Origin of the sequence: Phyllobacterium myrsinacearum (genome assembly GCF_002980555.1) — a bacterium.
Taxonomy (GTDB): Bacteria; Pseudomonadota; Alphaproteobacteria; order Rhizobiales; family Rhizobiaceae; genus Phyllobacterium; species Phyllobacterium myrsinacearum.
In genome coordinates this window covers 1-20,984 of the sequence record NZ_PVBT01000006.1, presented here as the reverse complement: position 1 = coordinate 20,984, position 20,984 = coordinate 1, and the positions used below count along the sequence as shown (strand labels likewise).

The 20,984-nt window shown below is 60.2% G+C and carries 19 protein-coding genes; 12 read left to right on the top strand and 7 right to left on the bottom strand.

Features of this window, described 5'->3' with window-relative positions:
• The first annotated feature begins 11 nt into the window (after window positions 1-11).
• The 5 genes from nuoN to C5750_RS18465 are packed head-to-tail and all read left to right on the top strand — an operon-like array spanning window position 12 to window position 4,674.
• Window positions 12-1,448, top strand: coding sequence for an NADH-quinone oxidoreductase subunit NuoN (gene nuoN, locus C5750_RS18485; protein WP_105735476.1), 1,437 nt, complete (start codon window positions 12-14; stop codon window positions 1,446-1,448).
• A gap of 18 nt (window positions 1,449-1,466) precedes the next feature.
• A complete protein-coding gene (locus C5750_RS18480) occupies window positions 1,467-2,297 on the top strand; it encodes a biotin--[acetyl-CoA-carboxylase] ligase (RefSeq protein WP_105735474.1) in 831 nt (276 codons plus the stop codon).
• 19 nt (window positions 2,298-2,316) lie between these two features.
• On the top strand, window positions 2,317-3,990 hold the full coding sequence (locus C5750_RS18475; protein WP_105735473.1) for a ribonuclease J: 1,674 nt from the start codon (window positions 2,317-2,319) through the stop codon (window positions 3,988-3,990).
• 8 nt (window positions 3,991-3,998) lie between these two features.
• Window positions 3,999-4,403 (top strand): methylmalonyl-CoA epimerase, encoded by a 405-nt coding sequence (gene mce / locus C5750_RS18470; RefSeq protein WP_105735471.1) that lies wholly within the window; start codon window positions 3,999-4,001, stop codon window positions 4,401-4,403.
• A 1-nt stretch (window position 4,404) separates the two neighbouring features.
• Window positions 4,405-4,674, top strand: a complete 270-nt coding sequence (locus C5750_RS18465) for a DUF1467 family protein (RefSeq protein WP_105735469.1) — start codon at window positions 4,405-4,407, stop codon at window positions 4,672-4,674.
• A gap of 57 nt (window positions 4,675-4,731) precedes the next feature.
• On the opposite strand, the gene C5750_RS18460 is transcribed toward C5750_RS18465, so the two are convergent.
• The gene (locus C5750_RS18460) at window positions 4,732-5,733 is read right to left on the bottom strand and encodes a glycosyltransferase family 2 protein (protein ID WP_105735467.1); all 1,002 of its coding nucleotides are present in this window, start codon (window positions 5,731-5,733) and stop codon (window positions 4,732-4,734) included.
• Window positions 5,734-6,578: 845 nt separating this feature from the next.
• Here C5750_RS18460 and proS point away from each other — a divergent pair.
• Genes proS through C5750_RS18445 form a run of 3 tightly spaced genes read left to right on the top strand, consistent with a single transcriptional unit; the run spans window position 6,579 to window position 9,900 of the window.
• Window positions 6,579-7,928 carry a proline--tRNA ligase gene (gene proS / locus C5750_RS18455; protein WP_105735465.1) on the top strand — a complete coding sequence of 450 codons (1,350 nt, stop codon included), beginning with the start codon at window positions 6,579-6,581 and terminating at the stop codon, window positions 7,926-7,928.
• Window positions 7,925-9,214 carry a lipoprotein-releasing ABC transporter permease subunit gene (locus tag C5750_RS18450; RefSeq protein WP_105735463.1) on the top strand — a complete coding sequence of 430 codons (1,290 nt, stop codon included), beginning with the start codon at window positions 7,925-7,927 and terminating at the stop codon, window positions 9,212-9,214. The genes proS and C5750_RS18450 overlap by 4 nt, the downstream gene beginning before the upstream one ends.
• Entirely contained in the window at window positions 9,214-9,900 is a 687-nt protein-coding gene (locus C5750_RS18445; RefSeq protein WP_105735461.1) for an ABC transporter ATP-binding protein, read from the top strand. Before C5750_RS18450 ends, C5750_RS18445 begins: the two co-directional genes overlap by 1 nt.
• Before the next feature lie 353 nt (window positions 9,901-10,253).
• Here the strand turns inward: C5750_RS18445 and C5750_RS18440 are convergent, their stop codons facing one another.
• Window positions 10,254-10,835, bottom strand: coding sequence for a histidine phosphatase family protein (locus tag C5750_RS18440; protein ID WP_105735459.1), 582 nt, complete (start codon window positions 10,833-10,835; stop codon window positions 10,254-10,256).
• Window positions 10,836-10,973: 138 nt separating this feature from the next.
• Between C5750_RS18440 and dnaE the strand changes: the two genes are divergently transcribed.
• Both dnaE and C5750_RS18430 read left to right on the top strand, forming a co-directional pair.
• Window positions 10,974-14,483: a DNA polymerase III subunit alpha gene (gene dnaE / locus C5750_RS18435; protein WP_105735458.1), complete on the top strand. Its 3,510-nt coding sequence runs from the start codon at window positions 10,974-10,976 to the stop codon at window positions 14,481-14,483.
• Between the two features lie 131 nt (window positions 14,484-14,614).
• Complete coding sequence (locus tag C5750_RS18430; RefSeq protein ID WP_105735456.1) at window positions 14,615-15,496, top strand: AraC family transcriptional regulator; 882 nt, start codon at window positions 14,615-14,617, stop codon at window positions 15,494-15,496.
• A 128-nt stretch (window positions 15,497-15,624) separates the two neighbouring features.
• On the opposite strand, the gene C5750_RS18425 is transcribed toward C5750_RS18430, so the two are convergent.
• Both C5750_RS18425 and C5750_RS18420 read right to left on the bottom strand, forming a co-directional pair.
• On the bottom strand, window positions 15,625-16,941 hold the full coding sequence (locus C5750_RS18425; protein WP_105735454.1) for a DNA polymerase IV: 1,317 nt from the start codon (window positions 16,939-16,941) through the stop codon (window positions 15,625-15,627).
• 71 nt (window positions 16,942-17,012) lie between these two features.
• Window positions 17,013-17,303, bottom strand: coding sequence for a DUF3572 domain-containing protein (locus tag C5750_RS18420; RefSeq protein ID WP_105735452.1), 291 nt, complete (start codon window positions 17,301-17,303; stop codon window positions 17,013-17,015).
• 301 nt (window positions 17,304-17,604) lie between these two features.
• Here C5750_RS18420 and C5750_RS18415 point away from each other — a divergent pair, with 301 nt between their 5' ends.
• Both C5750_RS18415 and C5750_RS18410 read left to right on the top strand, forming a co-directional pair.
• Complete coding sequence (locus C5750_RS18415; RefSeq protein WP_008122893.1) at window positions 17,605-17,976, top strand: response regulator; 372 nt, start codon at window positions 17,605-17,607, stop codon at window positions 17,974-17,976.
• A 28-nt stretch (window positions 17,977-18,004) separates the two neighbouring features.
• Window positions 18,005-19,384 carry a PleD family two-component system response regulator gene (locus C5750_RS18410; RefSeq protein WP_105735450.1) on the top strand — a complete coding sequence of 460 codons (1,380 nt, stop codon included), beginning with the start codon at window positions 18,005-18,007 and terminating at the stop codon, window positions 19,382-19,384.
• Window positions 19,385-19,462: 78 nt separating this feature from the next.
• Here C5750_RS18410 and rpmG read toward each other — a convergent pair whose 3' ends face one another.
• The 3 genes from rpmG to C5750_RS18395 all read right to left on the bottom strand — a co-directional run.
• Window positions 19,463-19,630 carry a 50S ribosomal protein L33 gene (gene rpmG / locus C5750_RS18405; RefSeq protein ID WP_105735448.1) on the bottom strand — a complete coding sequence of 56 codons (168 nt, stop codon included), beginning with the start codon at window positions 19,628-19,630 and terminating at the stop codon, window positions 19,463-19,465.
• A 215-nt stretch (window positions 19,631-19,845) separates the two neighbouring features.
• Window positions 19,846-20,115, bottom strand: coding sequence for a DUF982 domain-containing protein (locus C5750_RS27030; RefSeq protein WP_425350495.1), 270 nt, complete (start codon window positions 20,113-20,115; stop codon window positions 19,846-19,848).
• Window positions 20,116-20,136: 21 nt separating this feature from the next.
• Window positions 20,137-20,984 (bottom strand): autotransporter outer membrane beta-barrel domain-containing protein (locus tag C5750_RS18395; protein ID WP_146118187.1); only part of this gene is annotated, 848 nt, incomplete at its 5' end.

Sequence of the window (20,984 nt, the reverse complement as noted above, 5' to 3'; positions counted from 1 at the left end):
GGCCAAGGCCGATGCAGACCGACATGATTGCCAACCTGACGCTTATGGCTCCCGAACTGCTCATCGCAGTGGGCGCATTGGCTCTACTGATGATCGGGGCCTTCTCCGGTGAACGGGCGAATTCCCTGGTCAACGGACTGGCGGTTGCCGTGCTGCTTGCAGCATTGGCAATCCTCGTTCTCTTCCCGCACGATGGTCACGCCTTCGGCCGTGCCTTCGTTTCGGATCCGTTCGCGCGCTTCATGAAAGTGCTGACGCTGGTCGGTTCGATCATTGCGCTCGTCATGTCGGTCGGCTTCGCCAAGGCGGAGAAATTCGACAAGTTCGAGTTCCCGATCCTCATCCTGCTGTCGACCCTCGGCATGCTCCTGATGATTTCGGCCAATGACACCCTGTCGCTCTATCTCGGTCTCGAACTGCAGTCTCTGGCGCTGTATGTCATCGCTGCAATCAACCGCGACAGCGCCCGCTCGACGGAAGCTGGCCTGAAATACTTCGTTCTCGGCGCGCTGTCGTCGGGCATGCTGCTTTACGGCATTTCGCTCGTCTACGGCTTTACCGGCCACACCGGCTTTGCGGGCATCGCCCAGGCGCTGGCAGGCGGCGAGCGCCAGCTTGGCGTGGTGTTCGGCCTCGTGTTCATCTTTGCCGGTCTTGCCTTCAAGATTTCCGCCGTGCCGTTCCACATGTGGACGCCGGATGTCTATGAAGGCGCGCCGACACCGGTCACCGCCTTCTTCGCCAGCGCGCCGAAGATGGCCGCCATGGCGCTGTTGACGCGCGTTGCCGTCGAGACATTCCAGCCAATCACCCATGACTGGCAGCAGATCATCGTCTTCATCGCCATTGCGTCGATGGTTCTGGGGGCATTCGCTGCCATCGGCCAGCGCAACATCAAGCGCCTGATGGCCTATTCGTCCATCAGCCACATGGGCTATGCGCTTGTCGGCCTTGCCGCCGGCACGCAGGTCGGTGTGCGCGGCGTGGCGATCTATATGCTGATCTATTTGATCACGACGCTCGGCGTGTTTGCCTTCATCCTGGCCATGCGCCGCAAGCACGGCAATGTCGAACTGATCGAGGATCTGGCTGGCCTGTCCCGCACCAATCCGGTCATGGCGACGATCTTCACCATCCTGATGTTCTCGCTGGCCGGTATTCCGCCACTCGCCGGGTTCTGGGGCAAGTGGTACACCTTCCTTGCCGCGATGCAGGCCAATCTCTACGCGCTGGCCATCATCGGTATTGTCGCGTCGGTCGTTGGTGCATTCTACTACCTGCGCATCATCAAGATCATGTGGTTCGATGAACCGGCTGGCGGGTTCGTGCCGGTTGCCGGTGAACTGCGCCTGGTCCTCGGTGTTTCGGGCCTGCTGACGCTGCTGTACGTACTGATCGGCGGACCGGTCAGCACCTATGCGGAAGCTGCCGCGAAAACGTTCTTCTGAGGCCGGGAACCCTGATCAATGGGATTCTCGCTCTCGCCGCTGGCTCAGCAAAACGGCTTCCGGATGGAGGCCTTCGATACGGTCGGCTCGACCAATGCGGTCGCGCTGGAGCGTGCGCAGGCCGGCGATCCCGGACGGCTGTGGGTCGTCTCCAAGAAACAGGAAAGCGGGCGCGGTCGCCGCGGCCGCGCCTGGGCCACATCCCATGGCAATCTGGCGGCGTCCCTGCTGCTCACCGGTACTTTCGAGTTGAAGACCGCGGCCACCCTCGGCTTTGTCGCCGGGCTTTCCCTGGCGGATGCGCTTGACGCCGTCTGCCCGCAAGGCGCGGTTTCGCTTGGTGTCGATGGTATCGGTTCCAGCGTGTCGGATTTGCGGGTGGAACTCAAATGGCCGAATGATCTTCTGGCCAACAAGGCCAAGCTTGCCGGCATTCTCCTGGAATCGACGCATCTGCCGGACGGGCGGTTTGCCGTTGTCGTCGGCATTGGCGTCAATGTGGTTGCTTACCCCGAGGACGTGCCCTATCCCGCGACGTCGCTGAAGCAGCTCGGTGCGGCCTGCGATGCGGAAACGCTGTTTCTGGCGCTGTCCGATGCCTGGCAGGAAAACAGCCGCATCTGGGACGAGGGGCGCGGGCTTGCCGAGATTCGCAAGCGCTGGCTCAAGCGGGCGGCAGGAATTGGCAGTGAAGTTGCCGTGCGGGTCGACGGCTCGGTGCTGCGTGGTATATTCGAAACAATTGACGAAGACTGCCGTTTCGTCATACGCGATAATGATGGGGAACGGGTGAAGATTGCTGCCGGCGATGTTCATTTCGGAGCAGTTGCATCGGCAAGTGCCGGATAGCCGGTTGTAAGGAGTATAAATGGCAAATTCCGATCAGGCAGAGCTCGTGTTCCTGCCTTTGGGCGGCGTTGGTGAAATCGGGATGAATCTGGCCATGTATGGCTATGGCCCCGCACACAAGCGCGAATGGGTGGTCGTCGACATGGGCGTCACCTTCGCCGGACCGGATCTTCCAGGCGCTGATCTCGTTCTTCCCGATATTCGTTTTCTGCAGGCCGAGCGGCATAATCTCAAGGGCATTGTGATCACGCATGCCCATGAGGACCATTACGGCGCCTTGCTCGACCTCTGGCCGCTGTTGAACGTGCCGGTCTATGCGACGCCGTTCACCGCCGGCCTGCTGGAGGCCAAGCGCCAGTCGGAGCCGGGCGCGCCGGATATTCCCGTCACCATTTACCGTGCCGGCGAAAGGTTCAATGTCGGCCCTTTCGAGTTCGAAGCGCTTGCCGTGACGCACTCCATCCCGGAACCGGTCTCGCTGGCAATCCGGACGCCACTGGGCATCGTTGTTCACACCGGCGACTGGAAGATGGACCCGGAGCCGTCACTGGGACCGCTGATCGACGAGGCTGGGTTCCGCGCGCTCGGCGACGAAGGCGTCCTGGCGATGATGTGCGACTCCACCAATGCCTTGCGGGAGGGGGAATCACCCTCCGAGCGTGAGGTCGGCGACAGCCTGCGCGACATCATCGAAAATGCCCGCGGCCGCGTTGCCATCACCACCTTTTCGTCCAATGTCGGGCGTATCCGCTCCATTGCCATCGCCGCCCGCGATGCCGGACGCCAGGTGCTGGTGCTCGGCCGCTCGATGAAGCGCATGATCGATGTGGCGAGCGAGCTGGGTTATCTCGACGGCATTCCGGAATTCCTCTCCGAAGAGGATTACGGTTTCATCCCGCGCGAGAACATCGTCATCATTTTGACCGGCAGCCAGGGCGAATCCCGCGCGGCGCTGGCCAAGCTCGCCCGTGACGAGATGCGCAATGTGGCGCTGTCGGCCGGTGATACGGTCATCTATTCCTCGCGCACCATTCCCGGCAATGAAAAGCCGATCATCGAGACAAAAAACCTTTTGATCGAGCAGGGCATCCATATCATCTCCGACGATGACCAGCTGGTGCACGTCTCGGGCCATCCGCGCCGCAACGAGCTGAAGCGCATGTATGAATGGGTGCGCCCGCGCATTCTCGTGCCTGTGCATGGCGAAGCCGCGCATCTCGTGGCACAGGGCTCGCTGGCGGCCATGGCCGGCATTCCCGAGGTGCCGCAGGTGCGCAATGGCGACATTCTGCGTCTGGCACCGGGCAGGGCGGAGATCATCGATCAGGCGCCGTTTGGCCGCGTGATGAAGGACGGCAAGCTCATCGGCGACGAGGAAGAGGTCGGCATCGTTGACCGGCGCAAGCTGTCTTATGTCGGCCATGTCGCGGTATCGATGCTGCTGGATGCGAAGTACAACATCATCGAGGATCCGGAAGTCGTGCCGGTCGGCCTGCCCGAGAACGATCGGGAAGGCGAACTGCTGGAAGATCTGCTCTACGATGCGGCCGTTGGCGCCGTGCAGAGTATCCCGCGTGAAAAGCGCAAGGATTTGGCGATGGTCCGCGAGGCGGTGCGCCGCGCCGTCCGTGCCGCTGCCAACGAGGCGTGGGGCAAGAAGCCGATCGTCACCGTGTTCGTAACCCGCACGTGAGGTCAAGAATGCTCGGCCGTTTGAACCATGTCGCCATTGCCGTTCCCGATCTTGCTGCGGCATCGGCAGTCTATCGCGATACGCTTGGTGCGACACTCACCGAGCCGCAAGTCCTGCCGGAGCATGGTGTGACCGTGGTTTTCATCGATGTCGGCAACACCAAGATCGAACTTCTCGAACCCCTGAATGCGCAGTCGCCCATCGCTGCCTTTCTGGCAAAGAACCCGTCCGGCGGCATGCACCACCTCTGCTACGAAGTGACCGATATTCTGGCGGCGCGAAATCAGCTACAACTGCAGGGTGCGCGTATTCTGGGTGATGGCGAACCCAAAATCGGCGCCCACGGCAAACCGGTGCTGTTCCTTCACCCGAAGGATTTCAACGGGACGCTGATCGAACTGGAGCAAGTCTGACATGCCCATCGCAACTGGAATGGCGGTTTATTTCATCTTCTGGTGGTTGACGCTGTTCACCGTGCTGCCGTTTGGCCTGCGCACCCAGGCCGACGAGAATGATGTCACGCTGGGCACCACAGCCAGCGCACCGCACAAGCACCGCATGGGACGGGTGTTCCTGATCACCACCGCGATTTCAGCCGTGGTTTTCATCCTCTTCTACATCGTCAACCAAAAGCTTGGTTTCGGCGTCGAGAGCATTCCGGTTTTCTTCCCGCAGCTGCATTAGGACCGGGGTCAGATCCCGTATCCGCACGGCGAACCACGCATCACAAGCGTGCAGCCGTTAAAAACCGCTTGTGCGCCGGTAGTGCGATGATCTCTTGCCAAGGCAGCCCTGACAGATTCCCCAAATACTGCCCATGCACGCCGCCAGCCGCACCAGTGCTTCCCCGCGCGTGAACGGTGCGGCGAGGGTATAGCTGCACAGTTTGAACACCCGGATGGCCAGCGAACCGGGAATGCGCAGCAAGGTCCGCGCGCGCTGCTGGGCAAGCCTCGTGCAGGTTTCAATGGAACTGCTGTCGCGGTCGCGGCGAAAGTGATAGCCGAGGGTCAGCCGGTCCATCGGCACGGTTTCATAGGCAATGGCATGCGGCGTCCAGCCGGTCCTGGCGCCGAGTTTCCTGGCTTCCCGGTACAGACGCCAGTCTTCGCCGCCGGCCAGATCAAGCGAATCGTCAAAACGCAGGCCTGTCCGGTCGAAGAAGCTCAGCCTGCCCATCCAGCTGCCGGTTGCCAGCAGGATCTTGTGCGCTTCGTTGCGCTCATAGCGCAGCCGGGCTTTGCGTTCGCTTTCCATGTTCCGCCGGTTGAGGCCGGCCCAGACGAGCTGCGCGGAAAACGGCGCATCGGCGGAAATCGGTGCGGCGCGCACGGGAGAGCCGATGATATCGAGGGTCGAGGCATCCAGTTCGGCCAGAAGTTCAATCAGCCAGTCGGGTTCCACCCGTTCATCATCATCGGCAAATGTCATGAGATCGTGATTGCCGGCCAGGGCGCATGCCAGCGCATGGTTGCGGGCGCGGGCAATGCCGAGGCGCGGTTCCACCTCGTACTGGACCGTCCATTGCGGTACGAGCGCCCGGAATTGCGCGATGACATCGTGCAGCGTGGCCATCTCATTGTTTTCGACAATAAGAAAATGCAAATCCGCCCCATGGGGAACATCCATGGCGGCATAGGAGTGCAACAGGTTCTGCAGCATGAATGGACGATTGCGCGTAATCGTGCTGATGCAAATGCTGCGCTTGCCGGGTTCAGCCGTGCCGCGCGTGTGAATTCTCATGGTTCGTCCCCGAACATTGCAACGTCGCAGATGTGCCAATCCCCACGCTTGGCACATTGATCCTGCACCGCCAATCTAGCAGGTAAAGATGAGCTGAACATTGCGACCTTAGTCTAAGACCGCGCTCGGGACGATGAAATGAATTCATGCGAATCGCCGCTAGCTCCGGCATGCAATCCTGATCTGCTGGGCCAAGGGGACGCGAGCGGACTGGTCACATCCGGGGCGATTGCCTGTTTGGGAATGCATCTTCGTGTTGCTCAAGTAGTAGCAAAATAGAACTAAAGTAATGCGGCCGGAACATTGCCGCCGGTGAAATCTACTTTAAATTCTCTTGATAAGTCTTTGTATTTCCGTATCAAGGCAAAAAAAATGCAAGGCTTTCGCCTTGCATTGTTAGATCGCGTCTGACCCTATTCCATTTGCATGGTGGCTGCGTATTACCGCGCCAAAGGTCACATCCTCCCAAGACTTTGACCGCGCTGGAAAGCAGAATTATTCTTACTTTCTCATTATGATTAAAAAAATAGCGGACTGCCTTCGAAATGTCACGAAAAATATTCGATACAGTCATTTTTTGCTTACAAATCCGGCAGCGTAACAAAACTGTCACAAATCTGTAGCGTCTCATTTGCCGTTGGCGGGTTTCCAACCCGCTGTTAAGCCGCTAAGAAACAGTGCTGCGTCGCGGATTATCCGGATTTTGGGCGGGATGCGGCAACACATTTGGCGGCGTATGATTCTTTCCGGAAATCGGCAACGATTTTTGGGCAATACGCTAACTTTGCACTTGGTTTTGCCTGATTCTTCAAGCATTCAGGCTGTGTTTCAATTTGGTGATCTCAATGCGGCTTTCCCGTTATTTCCTGCCTATCCTGAAAGAAAATCCCAAAGAGGCGGAAATCGTCTCGCACCGGCTGATGCTGCGTGCCGGCCTGATCCGTCAGGAATCGGCCGGCATCTATGCCTGGCTGCCGGCAGGGCTGCGCATCCTCAACAAGGTGTCCAACATCATCCGCGAGGAACAGAACCGGTCCGGTGCCATCGAGCTGCTGATGCCGACGATCCAGTCCGCCGATCTGTGGCGCGAAAGCGGCCGTTATGACGCCTATGGCGACGAGATGCTGCGCATCAAGGATCGCGGCGACCGCGAGATGCTGTTCGGCCCGACCAATGAGGAAATGATCACCGAGATTTTCCGGGCTTATGTGAAGTCTTACAAGGACTTGCCGCTCAATCTTTATCATATTCAGTGGAAGTTCCGCGACGAGCGCCGCCCGCGTTTCGGCGTCATGCGCTCGCGTGAATTCCTGATGAAGGACGCCTACAGCTTCGACATCGATTTCGAAGGCGCCAAGGCCGCCTACAACCGCATGTTCGTGGCTTATCTGCGCACTTTCTCGCGCCTCGGAATCAAGGTCATTCCCATGCGTGCCGATACCGGCCCCATCGGCGGCGATCTCAGCCACGAATTCATCATTCTGGCCGAAACCGGCGAGAGTCAGGTCTATTGCGACCGCGCCTATCTCGACCTGCCGGTTCCGGGGGCAGACACCAATTTCGATGACAATGCGCAGGTCGCCGATATCGTGAGCCAGTGGACGACGCCCTATGCGGCGACGGATGAAATGCACGACGAGGCGGCGTGGGACAAGGTCGGCGCGTCCGAACAGCTTGCCGCACGCGGCATCGAAGTTGGCCACATCTTCCATTTCGGCACCAAATATTCCGAACCCATGGGCGCCAAGGTCACCGGTCCCGACGGCAAGGAACATATGGTTTCGATGGGTTCCTACGGCATCGGGCCGTCCCGCGTCATCGCTGCGATCATCGAGGCGTCGCATGACGAGAACGGCATCATCTGGCCGAGGGCCGTTGCGCCGTTCGGTGCTGGTATCGTCAATATGAAGCCGGGCGACGAGGCCTGCGATGCGGCATCCGCCAAGGTCTACGAGGCCCTGACCAATGCCGGGCTTGAACCGCTGCTGGATGATACGGACGATCGTCCCGGTGCGAAATTCGCCAAGATGGACCTGATCGGCCTGCCGACGCAGGTCATCATCGGGCCGCGCGGCGTTGCCGCCGGTGAAGTCGAGATCAAGGATCGCGCGACGGGTGAACGGGAAACCCTGAGCATCGAAGCTGCAATCAACAAGCTTGCAGGCCCCGCTGACTTTCAGGCTGGAACTCTATGACCGAATCGGCCGTCACTGCTGTACAACAGGGTCCAAAACCGTTCTCTTCCTATGAGCGGATGATCGCATGGCGCTATCTGCGCGCCCGGCGCAAGGAAACGTTTATTTCGGTGATTGCCGGTTTCTCCTTCACCGGCATCATGCTCGGCGTGGCGACGCTCATTATCGTCATGGCCGTCATGAACGGTTTCCGCAGCGAATTGCTGACGCGCATTCTCGGCATCAACGGTCATGTCATCATGCAGCCGATGGACCGGCCGCTGGATGATTATGACAATGTGATCAAGCGGATCGATGCGGTTCCCGGTGTTTCCTTCGCCATTCCCGTGGTGGAGGGGCAGGTGCTGGGCCAGGGCAATGTCGGGCAGGGCACCGGCACGCTCGTGCGGGGTCTGCGCGAAGAGGACATCAAAAAGCTCCAGCTCGTCGCCAAGAACGTCAAGCAGGGCACCTTCGCCAATTTCGACAAGGCGGGCGGCGTGGCTATTGGCACCCGCATGGCGGAAAATCTGGGCCTTGGCATCGGCGACAAGCTGACATTGATGTCGCTGGATGGCGATGTGACGCCGCTCGGGGTTTCACCGCGGGTGAAATCCTATCCGGTCGTCGCCATTTTCCAGATCGGCATGTCCGAATATGACGCCTCGATCGCGCTGATGCCGCTGGATGAAGCCCAGCTCTATTTCAACCAGGAAGGCAAGGTCCAGTCCATCGAGATTTTCGCCAACAATCCCGACAATGTCGACGCGCTGAAAAAGCCGATCGAGGATGCGGCGCAGCGGCCGCTGATGCTCACCGACTGGCGCCAGCGCAACGTGACCTTCTTCTCCGCCCTGCAGGTGGAGCGCAACGTCATGTTCATGATCCTGACGCTGATCGTGCTCGTGGCGGCGCTGAACATCATTTCCGGCCTGATCATGCTGGTCAAGGACAAGGGCCGCGATATCGCCATCCTGCGCACCATGGGGGCGACGCGTAACTCGGTGCTGCGCATCTTCCTGATGACGGGTGCCGCCATCGGGGTCAGCGGCACCATCGCCGGTGTGGCTCTCGGCGTCCTCGTCTGCCTGAACGTCGAACGCATCCGGCAATTCTTCTCCTGGTTGTCTGGAACAACTCTGTTCAATCCGGAGCTTTATTTCCTGAGCACCTTGCCCGCCAAGATGGATTTCAATGAAACCTTTTCGGTCATCCTGATGGCGCTCTTCCTGTCGTTTCTGGCGACGCTTTTCCCCGCATGGCGCGCGGCCAAGCTCGATCCCGTTGAAGCCTTGAGGTACGAATAATGTCAGCCGGGCCCATTCTTCAGCTGACCAGTGTCGGCCGCCGGTACAATGAGATCGACCGGGAGCTGGTTATCCTGGACGATGCCAATTTCTCCCTCGGCCGGGGCGAGATGGTTGCGCTTGTCGCGCCGTCGGGTGCCGGCAAGTCGACGCTTCTGCACACGGCTGGCCTTTTGGAGCGGCCCGACAATGGCGATGTGATTCTGGACGGGCGCGCCTGCGGCTCGCTGTCCGATGAAGAGCGCACGGCGATCCGCCGCAACGACATCGGTTTCGTCTATCAGTTCCATCATCTCCTGCCGGAATTCTCCGCACTCGAAAACGTGATGATGCCGCAGATGATCCGTGGCATGAAACCGCGCGTCGCGTCGGAACGCGCCCAGCAGCTGCTCGACTATATGAAGGTGGGCGCGCGCGCCTCGCACCGTCCGTCGGAACTGTCCGGCGGCGAACAGCAGCGCGTCGCCATCGCCCGTGCCGTGGCCAATGCGCCGCTCGTGCTGCTTGCCGATGAGCCCACCGGCAATCTCGATCCGGTGACGTCATCCTATGTGTTCGAGGCACTGGAGGCCCTGGTGCGCCAGTCCGGCCTGTCGGCAATGATCGCCACGCACAATCACGAACTTGCCCGTCGCATGGATCGCCGGGTCACCCTGAAGGACGGCAAGATCACCACGGTCTCCTGATCCGTTCACGCCATACATAGCAAACGGGCGCGGAGAAATCCGTGCCCGTTTGCGTTTGTCGGTGCCCGCGGGGCGGCGTGCGTTTTACCCTCTGTTAAGAAATCGACAACCATAGCGCCAATGGTGGTTTTGGTGCGCTTGACTTTGGAACAAAAATAGAACAAAACATATACATAGAGCAAACGAAGAAGGGTTTTACCGATGAGCGAACTTTTCCAGGACGTCATGTCATTCGTTACAGTCAGTCTGTTTATTGCAACATTCGCCATGTGGGTCAGCGTTATCTGAAAGAACCGGCGGGGCCGGGATGACTAGGTTTCGCCTGGTTCCTGGCCCGCGGGCGTCGCCCATCGTCATGTCTGGTTCCACCTGCGAACAACCGGTTCCGTCAGGTCGTGCTCATAGCCGAGCACACTGATGCTGGCGGTATCCAGAACGAAAAGCGCACCGCCTTCGGGCGGCAAGCCAAGCCAGCGGGCCGTCAGCACCCGCAGGAAATGCGAACTTGAAAAAATGAGCACCCGGTCATTCGCGTCGCGTATGGCATGGATGATCCGGTCGGCACGCGCACCGACATCACCAGTGGATTCGCCGCCGGGGCAGCCGTCGCGAAAAAGCTGCCAGCCGGGGCGCTCCGCCAGGATCGCCTTGGTGGTGATGCCCTCATAGGTGCCATAATCCCATTCCGCCAGGTCGTCCTTGATCACACGGGTGTCGCCAAATCCGGCGAGGACGCAGGTTTTCGACGCGCGCTGGGACGGGCTCGACCAGACGGCGGAAAAGACAAGGCCATGCAGGCGGCCGGCGAGGGTGCGGGCCGCCGCTTCGCCCGCGGCCGTCAGCGGTATGTCGGTCCGGCCGGTGTGCTGGCCGGACAGGCTCCACTCCGTCTGACCGTGCCGCACCAGATAGATTTCGGGATATGCATTGCTCATTCGCGGGCCTTTCGATAGCGCATCACAGGTTGTTCACAGTCGCACGATCCGGCGGCCAAAGTATAGGTGGACACCCCCTGACCATTGTTCGAGAATACGCCAACGGTGAATCACGTTCTCCGTTCAAAATTTCTGGAGATGGATACAGTGGCAGACGGACAGGGTAACCCAGGCGCGGGCAATGCGGAAAAGCAGGCGCTTCGTTTCGTCCATCTGCGGGTGCATTCCGCCTATTCCCTGCTCGAAGGCGCGCTGCAGGTTGCCAAGGTCATCGATCTCGCCGTTGCGAACAAAAGCCCGGCCATCGCCATTACCGACACCAACAATCTGTTCGGGGCGCTTGAATTTGCCCAGAAGGGATCGAAATCCGGCTTGCAGCCGATCATCGGCTGTCAGCTCGATATTGCCTTTCACGATCAGGCCGAGGAAAGCCGCAGCGCCAACCGGCGCGAAGCTCTCGGTCTTGCGCCGCTCGTGCTGCTGGCGGCGACGGAAACGGGCTATGCCAATCTTGTCCGGCTTGTCAGCCGCGCCTATCTGGAAACGCCCGCCGGCGATCCCGTCCACGTCGCCGCTTCCTGGCTGCCGGGGCTGACCGAGGGGATCATCGTTCTTTCCGGCGGCCCGGAAGGGCCGATCGCCAAGGCGATCAAGGATGACCGCATCGACCGCGCCCGTCAGCGTCTCATTCATCTGCGCTCGCTCTATGGCGACCGGCTCTATGTCGAGCTGCAGCGCCATCGCGGCTATGACCGCACCCTGGAAGCGACCCATATCGCGCTTGCCTATGAGCTGGAACTGCCTCTGGTTGCCACCAATGACGTGTTCTTTTCCAAGAGCGCGGATTATGAGGCGCACGATGCGCTGCTGGCCATTGCGGCGGGTTCACTGTTGTCCATCGATGACCGCCGCCGCCTGACACCCGACCATTATCTCAAGACCGAGGACGAGATGGTGGCGCTGTTCGCCGATCTGCCCGAGGCTCTGGAAAACACCGTCGAGATCGCGCTGCGCTGCTCCTACTATCCGAAGAATCGCGCGCCGATCCTGCCGCGCTTCACCGGGGAGAGCGACGATCCCGAAGCGGCGCTGCAGGCGGAAGCCGACGAACTGGCGCGGCAGGCACGCGAAGGGCTGGCAAGCCGCATCGAAACGCTGGGTCTGGCCGATGGCCACACGCAGCAGGAATATGCCGAGCGGCTGGAGTACGAGATTTCCATCATCACCCGGATGAAATATCCGGGTTACTTCCTCATCGTGTCCGACTTCATCAAATGGGCGAAAGCCCATGATATTCCTGTCGGTCCCGGTCGTGGTTCCGGTGCGGGTTCGCTCGTTGCCTATGCGCTGACGATCACCGACGTCGATCCGCTGCGCTTCTCCCTGCTGTTCGAACGCTTCCTCAATCCCGACCGCGTTTCGATGCCCGACTTTGACATCGATTTCTGCCAGGAACGGCGCGACGAGGTCATCCGCTATGTTCAGGCCAAATATGGCCGCGATCAGGTGGCGCAGATCATCACCTTCGGAACGCTGCAGGCGCGCGCCGTGCTGCGCGACGTCGGCCGCGTGCTCGAAATGCCCTATGGTCAGGTAGACCGCCTGACCAAGATGGTTCCGGCCAACCCGGCCAATCCGGTGACGCTGGCAAAGGCCATCGAGGACGAGCCGCGCCTGCGCGAAGAGCGCGACAAGGAACCGGTTGTCGAGCGCCTGCTGGACATTGCGCTGAAGCTGGAAGGGCTTTACCGCCACGCCTCGACCCACGCCGCCGGTATCGTCATCGGCGACCGTCCGCTGTCCGAACTCGTGCCGATGTATCGCGATCCGCGTTCCGACATGCCGGTCACGCAGTTCAACATGAAGATGGTGGAAGAGGCGGGGCTGGTCAAATTCGACTTTCTCGGCCTGAAAACCCTGACGGTGCTGCAGACCGCCGTCAATCTGGTCAAGCGGCGCGGCATTTCCGTGGATTTGTCCAATCTGCCGCTGGATGACAAGCTCAGCTATGAAATGCTGTCGCGCGGCGAGACGGTCGGCGTGTTCCAGGTGGAAAGCACCGGCATGCGCAAGGCGCTGATCGGCATGAAGCCCGACCGGATCGAGGATATTATCGCGCTTGTGGCGCTGTACCGTCCGGGGCCGATGGAAAACATCCCGACCTACAATGCGCGCAAGAATGGCGACGAGGAGATGGCGTCGATCCATCCCAAGATCGACCATCTCGTCAAGGAAACCCAGGGCGTCATCATCTACCAGGAACAGGTGATGCAGATCGCGCAGGAAATGTCCGGCTATACGCTGGGTGAAGCCGATCTTCTGCGCCGCGCCATGGGCAAGAAGATCCGCGCCGAAATGGACAAGCAGCGCGAGCGCTTTGTCGACGGCGCGGTGGAACGCGGTGTGACCAAGCCGCAGGCGAATTTCATTTTCGACCTCTTGGCAAAATTCGCCGATTACGGCTTCAACAAGTCGCACGCCGCTGCCTATGCCATCGTGTCGTTCCAGACGGCCTATATGAAGGCGCACTATCCCGTCGAGTTCCTGGCCTCGTCGATGGCCTACGATATGGCCAATACCGACAAGCTCAACGATTTCCGCCGTGAGGCGCTGCGGCTGGGCATCGAGGTGGTCACCCCTTCGGTCAACACGTCGTTCCGCCTGTTTGAAGTCGGCGATAACCGTATTTTCTATTCGCTCGCTGCCATCAAGGGCGTGGGCGAGGCGGCGGTCGACCATATCGTCGAGAAGCGCGGCGACACGCCCTATGCCAGCCTTGAGGATTTCTGCGAGCGCATCGACCCGCGCGTTGTCAACCGGCGCGTGTTTGAAAGCCTGATCAACGCTGGCGCATTCGATTGCTTCGGGCGCGAACGCCCGGCGCTCATTGCCGGTCTCGACCGCATCATCGGCCATGCGCAGCGCACCCAGGAAGACAGCGTCAGCGGGCAGGCGGATATTTTTGGCGGCATGGCCGCGGGCGGATCGCAGGGGCTGCAGCTGCCCAATGCGGCGCCATGGCTGTCGGCGGAAAAACTGCGGCGCGAGTTTGAAGCCGCCGGTTTCTACCTCTCCGCCCACCCGCTCGACGAATACCGGCCGATCCTGGAAAAGATGCGGGTGCAGAGCTGGGCCGAATTTTCCGCCGCGGTCAAACGCGGCGCCAATGCCGGACGGCTCGCCGGAACCATCACCGCCAAGCAGGAACGCAAGACCAAGACCGGCAACAAGATGGGCATCATCCAGTTTTCCGATGCATCGGGCCAGTTTGAGGCGGTGCTTTTCTCCGAGGCGCTGGCGCAGTACCGCGATCTCTTGGAGCCGGGACGCTCCGTTGTGGTGACGGTCGGCGCCGAAGATCGGCCAGAGGGCATCAGCCTGCGCATCCAGACGGCGCAATCGCTTGAGGATGAAGCGACGCGCATGCAGAAGGCGTTGCGGCTCTATATGCGCTCCAGCGAACCGCTGAGCGCCATCACGCCCTATCTCGCCCCGCAGAATGACGGCCAGATTGTCTCCCTCATCCTGATCAAGGAGAACGGCGCCAGTGAAGTGGAGATCGAATTGCCACACCGCTATCGCGTCGGCCCGCAGGTCGCCAGCGCGATGAAGGCGATTCCCGGCGTGGTCGACGTGGAGATGGTTTAAGCGCAGACGCGCAGCCACAACCGCGCTGAGGCGGGTTGCACTCTATTGTTCGATCCCTCCCAAACCGCAAGATCGGTCGAGCGCTGTATATCCGCAAGGGGCTAGCTGGTGACGCCACGGAGGAACAGGCGATGAAGGCGGCCCTTGAAAACTACCATGCCCGGATGCAGCGGGTGCTGGATCACATCGAACAGCATCTTGACGATGATCTGGGCCTGGACGTGCTGAGCGGTGTCGCGGCGTTCTCGAAATACCATTTCCACCGGCAGTTCATGTCCACCTTCGGGTTGTCGGTGCATCGCTATGTGCAGCTTGCCCGTATGAAGCGCGCTTCGTACCGGCTGGCCTACACGGATACCCAAAGCGTCACGGATATAGCGATGGATGCTGGTTACGATGCGCCCGATGCCTTCGCCCGTGCCTTCCGGCAGCGGTTCGGGCAATCGCCTTCGTCGTTCCGGAAATCTCCCGACTGGGAGCCGTGGCTTGCGGCCTTCGGGCCTTTTGACAACGCAAGGAGCAAGCGCATGCAGAAGAATTTTACCACGAATGACGTGACGATTCGCGATGTAGTCCCGACGCGGATAGCGTTCATGGAACACCGGGGTGACCCCGCGATGATCGGTGCCACCATCAAGCGGTTCATTGCTTGGCGCAAGGCTGCCGGCCTGCACCCCAGGACACACCCAACCTTCACGGTCTGGCATTCCGAGCGCCACCCCGCGTCGCCCGCCGATTACAGCATGGACCTTTGTGTCGGCACCGACCAGCCGGTCGAGGTGAAAGGCGAGCAGGTCAAAGCCGGGGAGATTCCTGGCGGGCGCTGTGCGGTGCTGCGCGTCGTCGGCAACACCGACAATCTGGAGCCCGCTGCGCTCTATCTGTATCGCGACTGGCTTCCGGCCAGCGGCGAGGAGGCGCGTGACTTCCCGATGTACTGCCAGCGTCTGAGCTTATTCCCGCAGGTGCCGGAGCATGAGGCGGCCGCGGACCTGTTTCTGCCGCTGAAATAGCGCCTTCGGACGGTGGTCTGGCCATCTCCTTCGCTTTGCTGCAAAAGGCATCCTGCACCATCGTCATTGCAATCCAAAACAATCCGGATTCATTTTCTCCGAAATTTCCCGTAAATCCCTGAATCAAATCAATCAATCTCGTCCGGGACAGGCCGTGTCCTTTGCCTGATCTTGCCGAAGGTGTAGCCGGTCTCAACGGCGTTGTTACCGAATTTTCCGCGCAGCTTGTCGATGGCAGTCTCCGCCACGGCCCGCTTGGTCGCCTGCACGTCGACGAGATCGAGCGGATCGGCGCGGCCGTCATCACTGAGGTCGCTCACGCCGATGCCGATGAGCCGGAACCGCGTGCCATCAATCTCCTTTTCCAAAAGTGCCAGCCCTGTGCGGAAAATCCGGTCGGCAAGCTGGGTCGGATCGGCCAATTGCCGGTTGCGGGTTTTGAGTTTGAAATCACGGGATTTGAGCTTGAGGACCACAGTCCGGCCGGCAATGTCGGCGGCCTTCAGGCGGCGCGAGACTTTTTCCGAGAGCGAGCGCAGGATCGGAACCAGCTCTTCCAGCGTGCCGATGTCCTCATTGAACGTCGTTTCGGCCGATACGCTCTTGGATTCGCCGTCGGGCTCCACCCGCCGCGTGTCGATACCGCGCGACAGCTGGTAAAGACGCTGGCCCATCGTGCCATAGGCGGCCATCAGCGCGCCGAGTTCCATGGTCTGCAACTGGCCGATGGTGCGGATACCGTCCCGTTCCAGCGTGGCGGCGAACACCTTGCCGACGCCCCAGATCATCGTCACCGGCTTGTCGCTGAGGAAACGCGGCGTTTCCGCTTCGCCGATGACGGAAAAGCCGCGCGGCTTGTCGAAATCCGAGGCGATTTTTGCCAGGAACTTGCAATAGGAAAGGCCGACCGAGACGGACAGGCCCATTTCCTTTTCCACGCGGTTGGAAAACTGCGCCATGACCCGCACCGGCGGGTCGTGGTGCAGGCGCTGCGTGCCCGACAGGTCGAGAAAGGCCTCGTCGATCGACAGCGGTTCGACCTGCGGCGTCAGATCGCGCATCATCTGGCGGATTTCGCGCCCCACGCGCACATATTTTTCCATGTTCGGGCTGATGACCACCGCATGCGGGCAGGCTTCCAGCGCCTTGAACATCGGCATGGCGGATTTCACACCATGAATGCGCGCGACATAACAGGCGGTAGAGACGACACCGCGCTTGCCGCCGCCGATGATGACGGGTTTGTTGCGCAGCTCCGGATTGTCGCGCTTTTCCACCGAGGCGTAGAATGCGTCGCAGTCCACATGCGCGATGGAGAGCCTGTAGAGTTCCGGGTGGCGCAGCAGGCGCGGGCTGCCGCATTGCTGGCAGCGGCGCCCGGCGGAGGCCTGCGCTGTCAGACAGTCGCGGCAGAATCCAAATTCAGGATCGTTGAGGGGCGCCATGATGCTCGGAACATAAATAGAACATGCCGAACTTACTGAAGAGACAGGCCGCTTGCAAGCCGTTTGCGGTCTTAATACACATCCTCCTGCCGGCCGCCCGGCAGCAGATGCAGCGCCTGCTGGAACAGGGCAGGGTCCGTCTCGGTCGCCGCGCAATAACGCATCAGCGTCGGCTCATGCGCCAGGTAGAACTGCAGGACGCCCGCCAGAAAACCCGGCTCCTGTGCCGCCTGGCGGATTTGATCCGCCGTGATGCCGGTAAGCGCAAGAAAGCGCGGCAGCAATTCGCTGTCCTGCGCCAGGAAGACCAGGGCATTGATCGCCAGATCCTGCGCACCCTCAAGGTTCATCTGCTGTTTCATTCTGCCTGTCGGTCCCGAAATGTGTGTTCATCCGAACACCCTTGAAAACAATATTTCCGTTTGGCGGCGCGCAGGAAGCCCATTGCAACCCGGAGTGCCAATGACCAATTGAATCTCTACAAAAGAAGATGTTCAATAAAGCCTTGGTTAAACATGATCTGCAGCATTTTTTGACTGACCTGAAGAGTTACCTTTTCATCAATCAAAACACGCTATCACATGCATCCATTCAATGATGCTGCGGTGGGAGCCTTGTCAAGGCGGCAAACCCGCACCACGCATGATCAACGGGACATTGCCAATGGTGAAGAAAGTCATGATCGTCGAGGACAACGAGCTCAACATGAAGCTCTTCCGCGACCTTATCGAAGCCAGCGGCTATGAAACCATCCGCACGCGCAACGGTCTCGAGGCACTCGATCTGGCGCGCGAGCATCGCCCCGACCTGATCCTCATGGACATCCAGCTGCCGGAGGTTTCGGGGCTCGAAGTGACCAAATGGCTGAAGGCGGATGATGATCTGCATGTGATCCCCATCATCGCCGTCACCGCCTTCGCGATGAAGGGCGATGAGGAACGCATTCGCCAGGGCGGCTGCGAGGCCTATATATCCAAGCCGATTTCCGTGCCGAAATTCATCGAAACCATCAAATCCTACCTTGGTGACGCGTGAGCCGCCTGTTTTCCCGGAGAAGTGAACTATGACGGCCCGCATACTTGTCGTGGATGATGTTCCTGCCAACGTGAAGCTTCTGGAAGCGCGCTTGAGCGCGGAATATTATGAAGTCGTGACGGCATCGAACGGCTATGAAGCGCTGGAATTCTGCGAAAACAACAGCGTCGATGTCATCCTTCTCGATGTCATGATGCCGGGTATGGACGGGTTCGAGGTCTGCCGCCGGCTGAAATCGCAACCCGCCACGGCGCATATTCCGGTCATTCTGGTGACTGCGCTCGACCAGGACATGGACCGGATCACCGGATTGAACTTCGGCGCCGATGATTTTCTCACCAAGCCGGTCAATGACCTGCAACTGCTCGCCCGGGTGAAAAGCCTTGTCCGCCTGAAGAACCTCACCGACGAATTGCGGCTGCGGGTGGCAACGACCCGCGATGTCGGCCTGGAATCCATCCTGCGCTTTCCCAGCGGCACCGAGGCCATAGCCCGGGATGCCAAGGTGCTGCTCATCGATGAGCGGCCCGGCAGCGTCGAGCGAATCAGAACCATCCTGGCCGAAGAATGCACCGTCGATGTACAGACCGATCCGCAGACGGGCTTTTTCGACGCCATTCAGGGCAATCACGACTGCCTGATCATCGCATCGAGCTTTGCCGATTACGATCCGCTGCGCATTTGCGCGCAGTTGCGCTCGCTCGACAACACGCGGTCGATGCCGATCATCATCGTGGCGGACCAGGGCGAGGAGCCGAAAATCCGCCGCGCGCTGGAACTGGGCGTCAACGATTATGTGGTGCGGCCGCTCAATTCCAACGAGTTGCTGGCGCGCCTGCGCACGCAGCTGCGCCGCAAGGCCTATCATGACGGGCTGCGCGCCAGCGTCGTCAAGACCTATGAGATGGCGGTCACCGACAGTCTGACGGGCCTGCACAACCGGCTGTATCTGGAAACGCATCTGGCCACCCTGTTCAAGCGTGCCGTCGACCGCCGCCGTCCGCTGTCGATCCTGATGACGGACATCGACCGGTTCAAGCTGATCAACGACACCTATGGCCATGATGGCGGGGATGAGGTGCTGCGGGAATTCGCCCGGCGCCTGCGCCGCAACGTGCGCGGCAGCGACCTTGCCAGCCGCTATGGCGGGGAGGAGTTCTTCATCGTCATGCCCGATACGGACCTGACCATGGCGGCCATCGTTGCCGAGCGCATCCGGCGTGAAGTGGCCTCGACGCCGTTTTTCGTCGACGACGGCGTCACCAGCGTGCCGGTGACCATCAGCATCGGCATTGCCAGCGTGCAGTCGAAGGATGACAGCGTGCAGAACATGCTCAAGCGTGCCGATGAGGCGCTGTATGGCGCCAAGGCATCGGGGCGCAACAAGGTTGTCTCCGAGGCGGCGTGAGGCCGCCCCCGAATCGGATCGCCACAAACAAAAATGCCGCCCGAAGGCGGCATTTTGAACATGCGGGAAAATCCAGGATTACTTGATCTTGGTTTCCTTGAATTCAACGTGCTTGCGTACGACCGGGTCGTACTTGCGGAAAGAGAACTTCTCTGTCTTCGTACGGCTGTTCTTGCTCGTGACGTAGAAGAAACCGGTGTCAGCGGTCGACAGAAGCTTGATCTTGATATTTGCAGCCTTAGCCATTTTCAGTTTACCTGTCTTTATTAGAAGAGGACCGCCGTTCAGTCCAACAACGTGGCTATAAGCGGAAATTCAGGCGGACATGTACCAACACCCGCCGAAAAGTCAAGGGTGGAGGTGTTATTATCTGGTCATTCGCTTGAGGTCTGGTCGTGCCGAGAAGTGAAACCTATTGCACAATACCTAAGTCGGAATGGTGTAGTACGCACGCTCACTTTTTATGTCCTAACTGGAAATTTCTGCTGATTGAAATAAATTCCGGCCTCTTTGGCGGCTTCGATAAATGCCTTTTGAACACTCGTAACACTCGCCTTTCTGTTTGTGGCGTCTATACAAGCTTGGTGAGCCATGGACCATCGTGCTCCCCTATACTGTTTGGGCCAATAAAGCGTAAGCCATTCAAACGCCTCCTCCACGCAAGTGATGTTGCGAAGAGTTCCGGTTCTGCCAGTCTCGATCGTAACGTATGGGAAAGACAGCTTTCTCATCGCGGCAGCCGTGTTCATCTCCTAGAACCTTACCGCCAGATTGGCCTTGACCGCATTGTCGTTAGCCTGACTGGAGAATTGGCCGGTATAGGTGAGGCCGATGGTGGTGGCTTTGCCGACATCGAAGGCGAGCCCGGCTTCGATGAGCGCGGTGTCGGCGGCAATCGGCTGGCCGCTGACGGCAAAGCTTTCGCCGCCGCTGGCAAAGGCAAGCTGCGCCTGCGGCGCCACATCGCCATAGGCATGGCGCCAGCCCGCCATGCCACGCGCGGTGACGGTGGTGGCATTGCCAAGCGTGAAGGCGCGCGAGGCGCGCAGCCCCAGCGTCGTCGTGGTCAGATCTGTCGTTGCCGCTGGCGCCGACAGGGCAGCGATGCCGCCGGTCTCGCTAAAACCATCGGTCTTCAGATGGGTATAGGCGGCTGCGGCAAAGGGTTCGACGGCGGCATAGGGCGTATCGATGCGGTAGGCGGCTTCACCGAACAGCTGCACCGTGTTGGCGGCATAACCGGCACTTTCCGTCTCCGCCAACGAACCGAAAGTCACCGAGCGGTGCGTATCGATGGCGTGATGCGCCAGGATGGTGCCAAGGCTCAAGGTCAGCGCATCGATGCTGGTGCCGCCATAGACACCGAGCTGATAGCTGTCGGCGGAGGTGGACGAGGCGGCGCCGTGCAGCGATGTCGAGCCGTAACCGGCGAGCACGCCCAGCCGCCATGTCCCGGCGATCAGAGAATCCATGCCGGTGACGAAGCCGCCGGTGTTTCTGCTGTAGGCTGATGCATTGCCATCGCTGGAACCATGGCTCCACGCGCCATAGCCTTGCCCCCACAGCGCCGTCGCCGGTGCGGCCGGTGCGGGCGTTGTTG

Excerpts from the sequence above, each read along its gene's own strand:
- proS (WP_105735465.1), top strand. The coding sequence starts at position 6,579 with ATGCGGCTTTCCCGTTATTTCCTGCCTATCCTGAAAGAAAATCCCAAA.
- C5750_RS18465 (WP_105735469.1), top strand. The coding sequence starts at position 4,405 with ATGCCCATCGCAACTGGAATGGCGGTTTATTTCATCTTCTGGTGGTTG.
- mce (WP_105735471.1), top strand. The coding sequence starts at position 3,999 with ATGCTCGGCCGTTTGAACCATGTCGCCATTGCCGTTCCCGATCTTGCT.
- C5750_RS18450 (WP_105735463.1), top strand. The coding sequence starts at position 7,925 with ATGACCGAATCGGCCGTCACTGCTGTACAACAGGGTCCAAAACCGTTC.
- nuoN (WP_105735476.1), top strand. The coding sequence starts at position 12 with ATGCAGACCGACATGATTGCCAACCTGACGCTTATGGCTCCCGAACTG.
- C5750_RS18475 (WP_105735473.1), top strand. The coding sequence starts at position 2,317 with ATGGCAAATTCCGATCAGGCAGAGCTCGTGTTCCTGCCTTTGGGCGGC.
- C5750_RS18410 (WP_105735450.1), top strand. The coding sequence starts at position 18,005 with ATGACGGCCCGCATACTTGTCGTGGATGATGTTCCTGCCAACGTGAAG.
- C5750_RS18430 (WP_105735456.1), top strand. The coding sequence starts at position 14,615 with ATGAAGGCGGCCCTTGAAAACTACCATGCCCGGATGCAGCGGGTGCTG.
- C5750_RS18425 (WP_105735454.1), bottom strand. The coding sequence starts at position 16,941 with ATGGCGCCCCTCAACGATCCTGAATTTGGATTCTGCCGCGACTGTCTG.
- C5750_RS18460 (WP_105735467.1), bottom strand. The coding sequence starts at position 5,733 with ATGAGAATTCACACGCGCGGCACGGCTGAACCCGGCAAGCGCAGCATT.
- rpmG (WP_105735448.1), bottom strand. The coding sequence starts at position 19,630 with ATGGCTAAGGCTGCAAATATCAAGATCAAGCTTCTGTCGACCGCTGAC.
- C5750_RS18480 (WP_105735474.1), top strand. The coding sequence starts at position 1,467 with ATGGGATTCTCGCTCTCGCCGCTGGCTCAGCAAAACGGCTTCCGGATG.
- dnaE (WP_105735458.1), top strand. The coding sequence starts at position 10,974 with ATGGATACAGTGGCAGACGGACAGGGTAACCCAGGCGCGGGCAATGCG.
- C5750_RS18445 (WP_105735461.1), top strand. The coding sequence starts at position 9,214 with ATGTCAGCCGGGCCCATTCTTCAGCTGACCAGTGTCGGCCGCCGGTAC.
- C5750_RS18420 (WP_105735452.1), bottom strand. The coding sequence starts at position 17,303 with ATGAAACAGCAGATGAACCTTGAGGGTGCGCAGGATCTGGCGATCAAT.
- C5750_RS27030 (WP_425350495.1), bottom strand. The coding sequence starts at position 20,115 with ATGAGAAAGCTGTCTTTCCCATACGTTACGATCGAGACTGGCAGAACC.
- C5750_RS18440 (WP_105735459.1), bottom strand. The coding sequence starts at position 10,835 with ATGAGCAATGCATATCCCGAAATCTATCTGGTGCGGCACGGTCAGACG.
- C5750_RS18415 (WP_008122893.1), top strand. The coding sequence starts at position 17,605 with ATGGTGAAGAAAGTCATGATCGTCGAGGACAACGAGCTCAACATGAAG.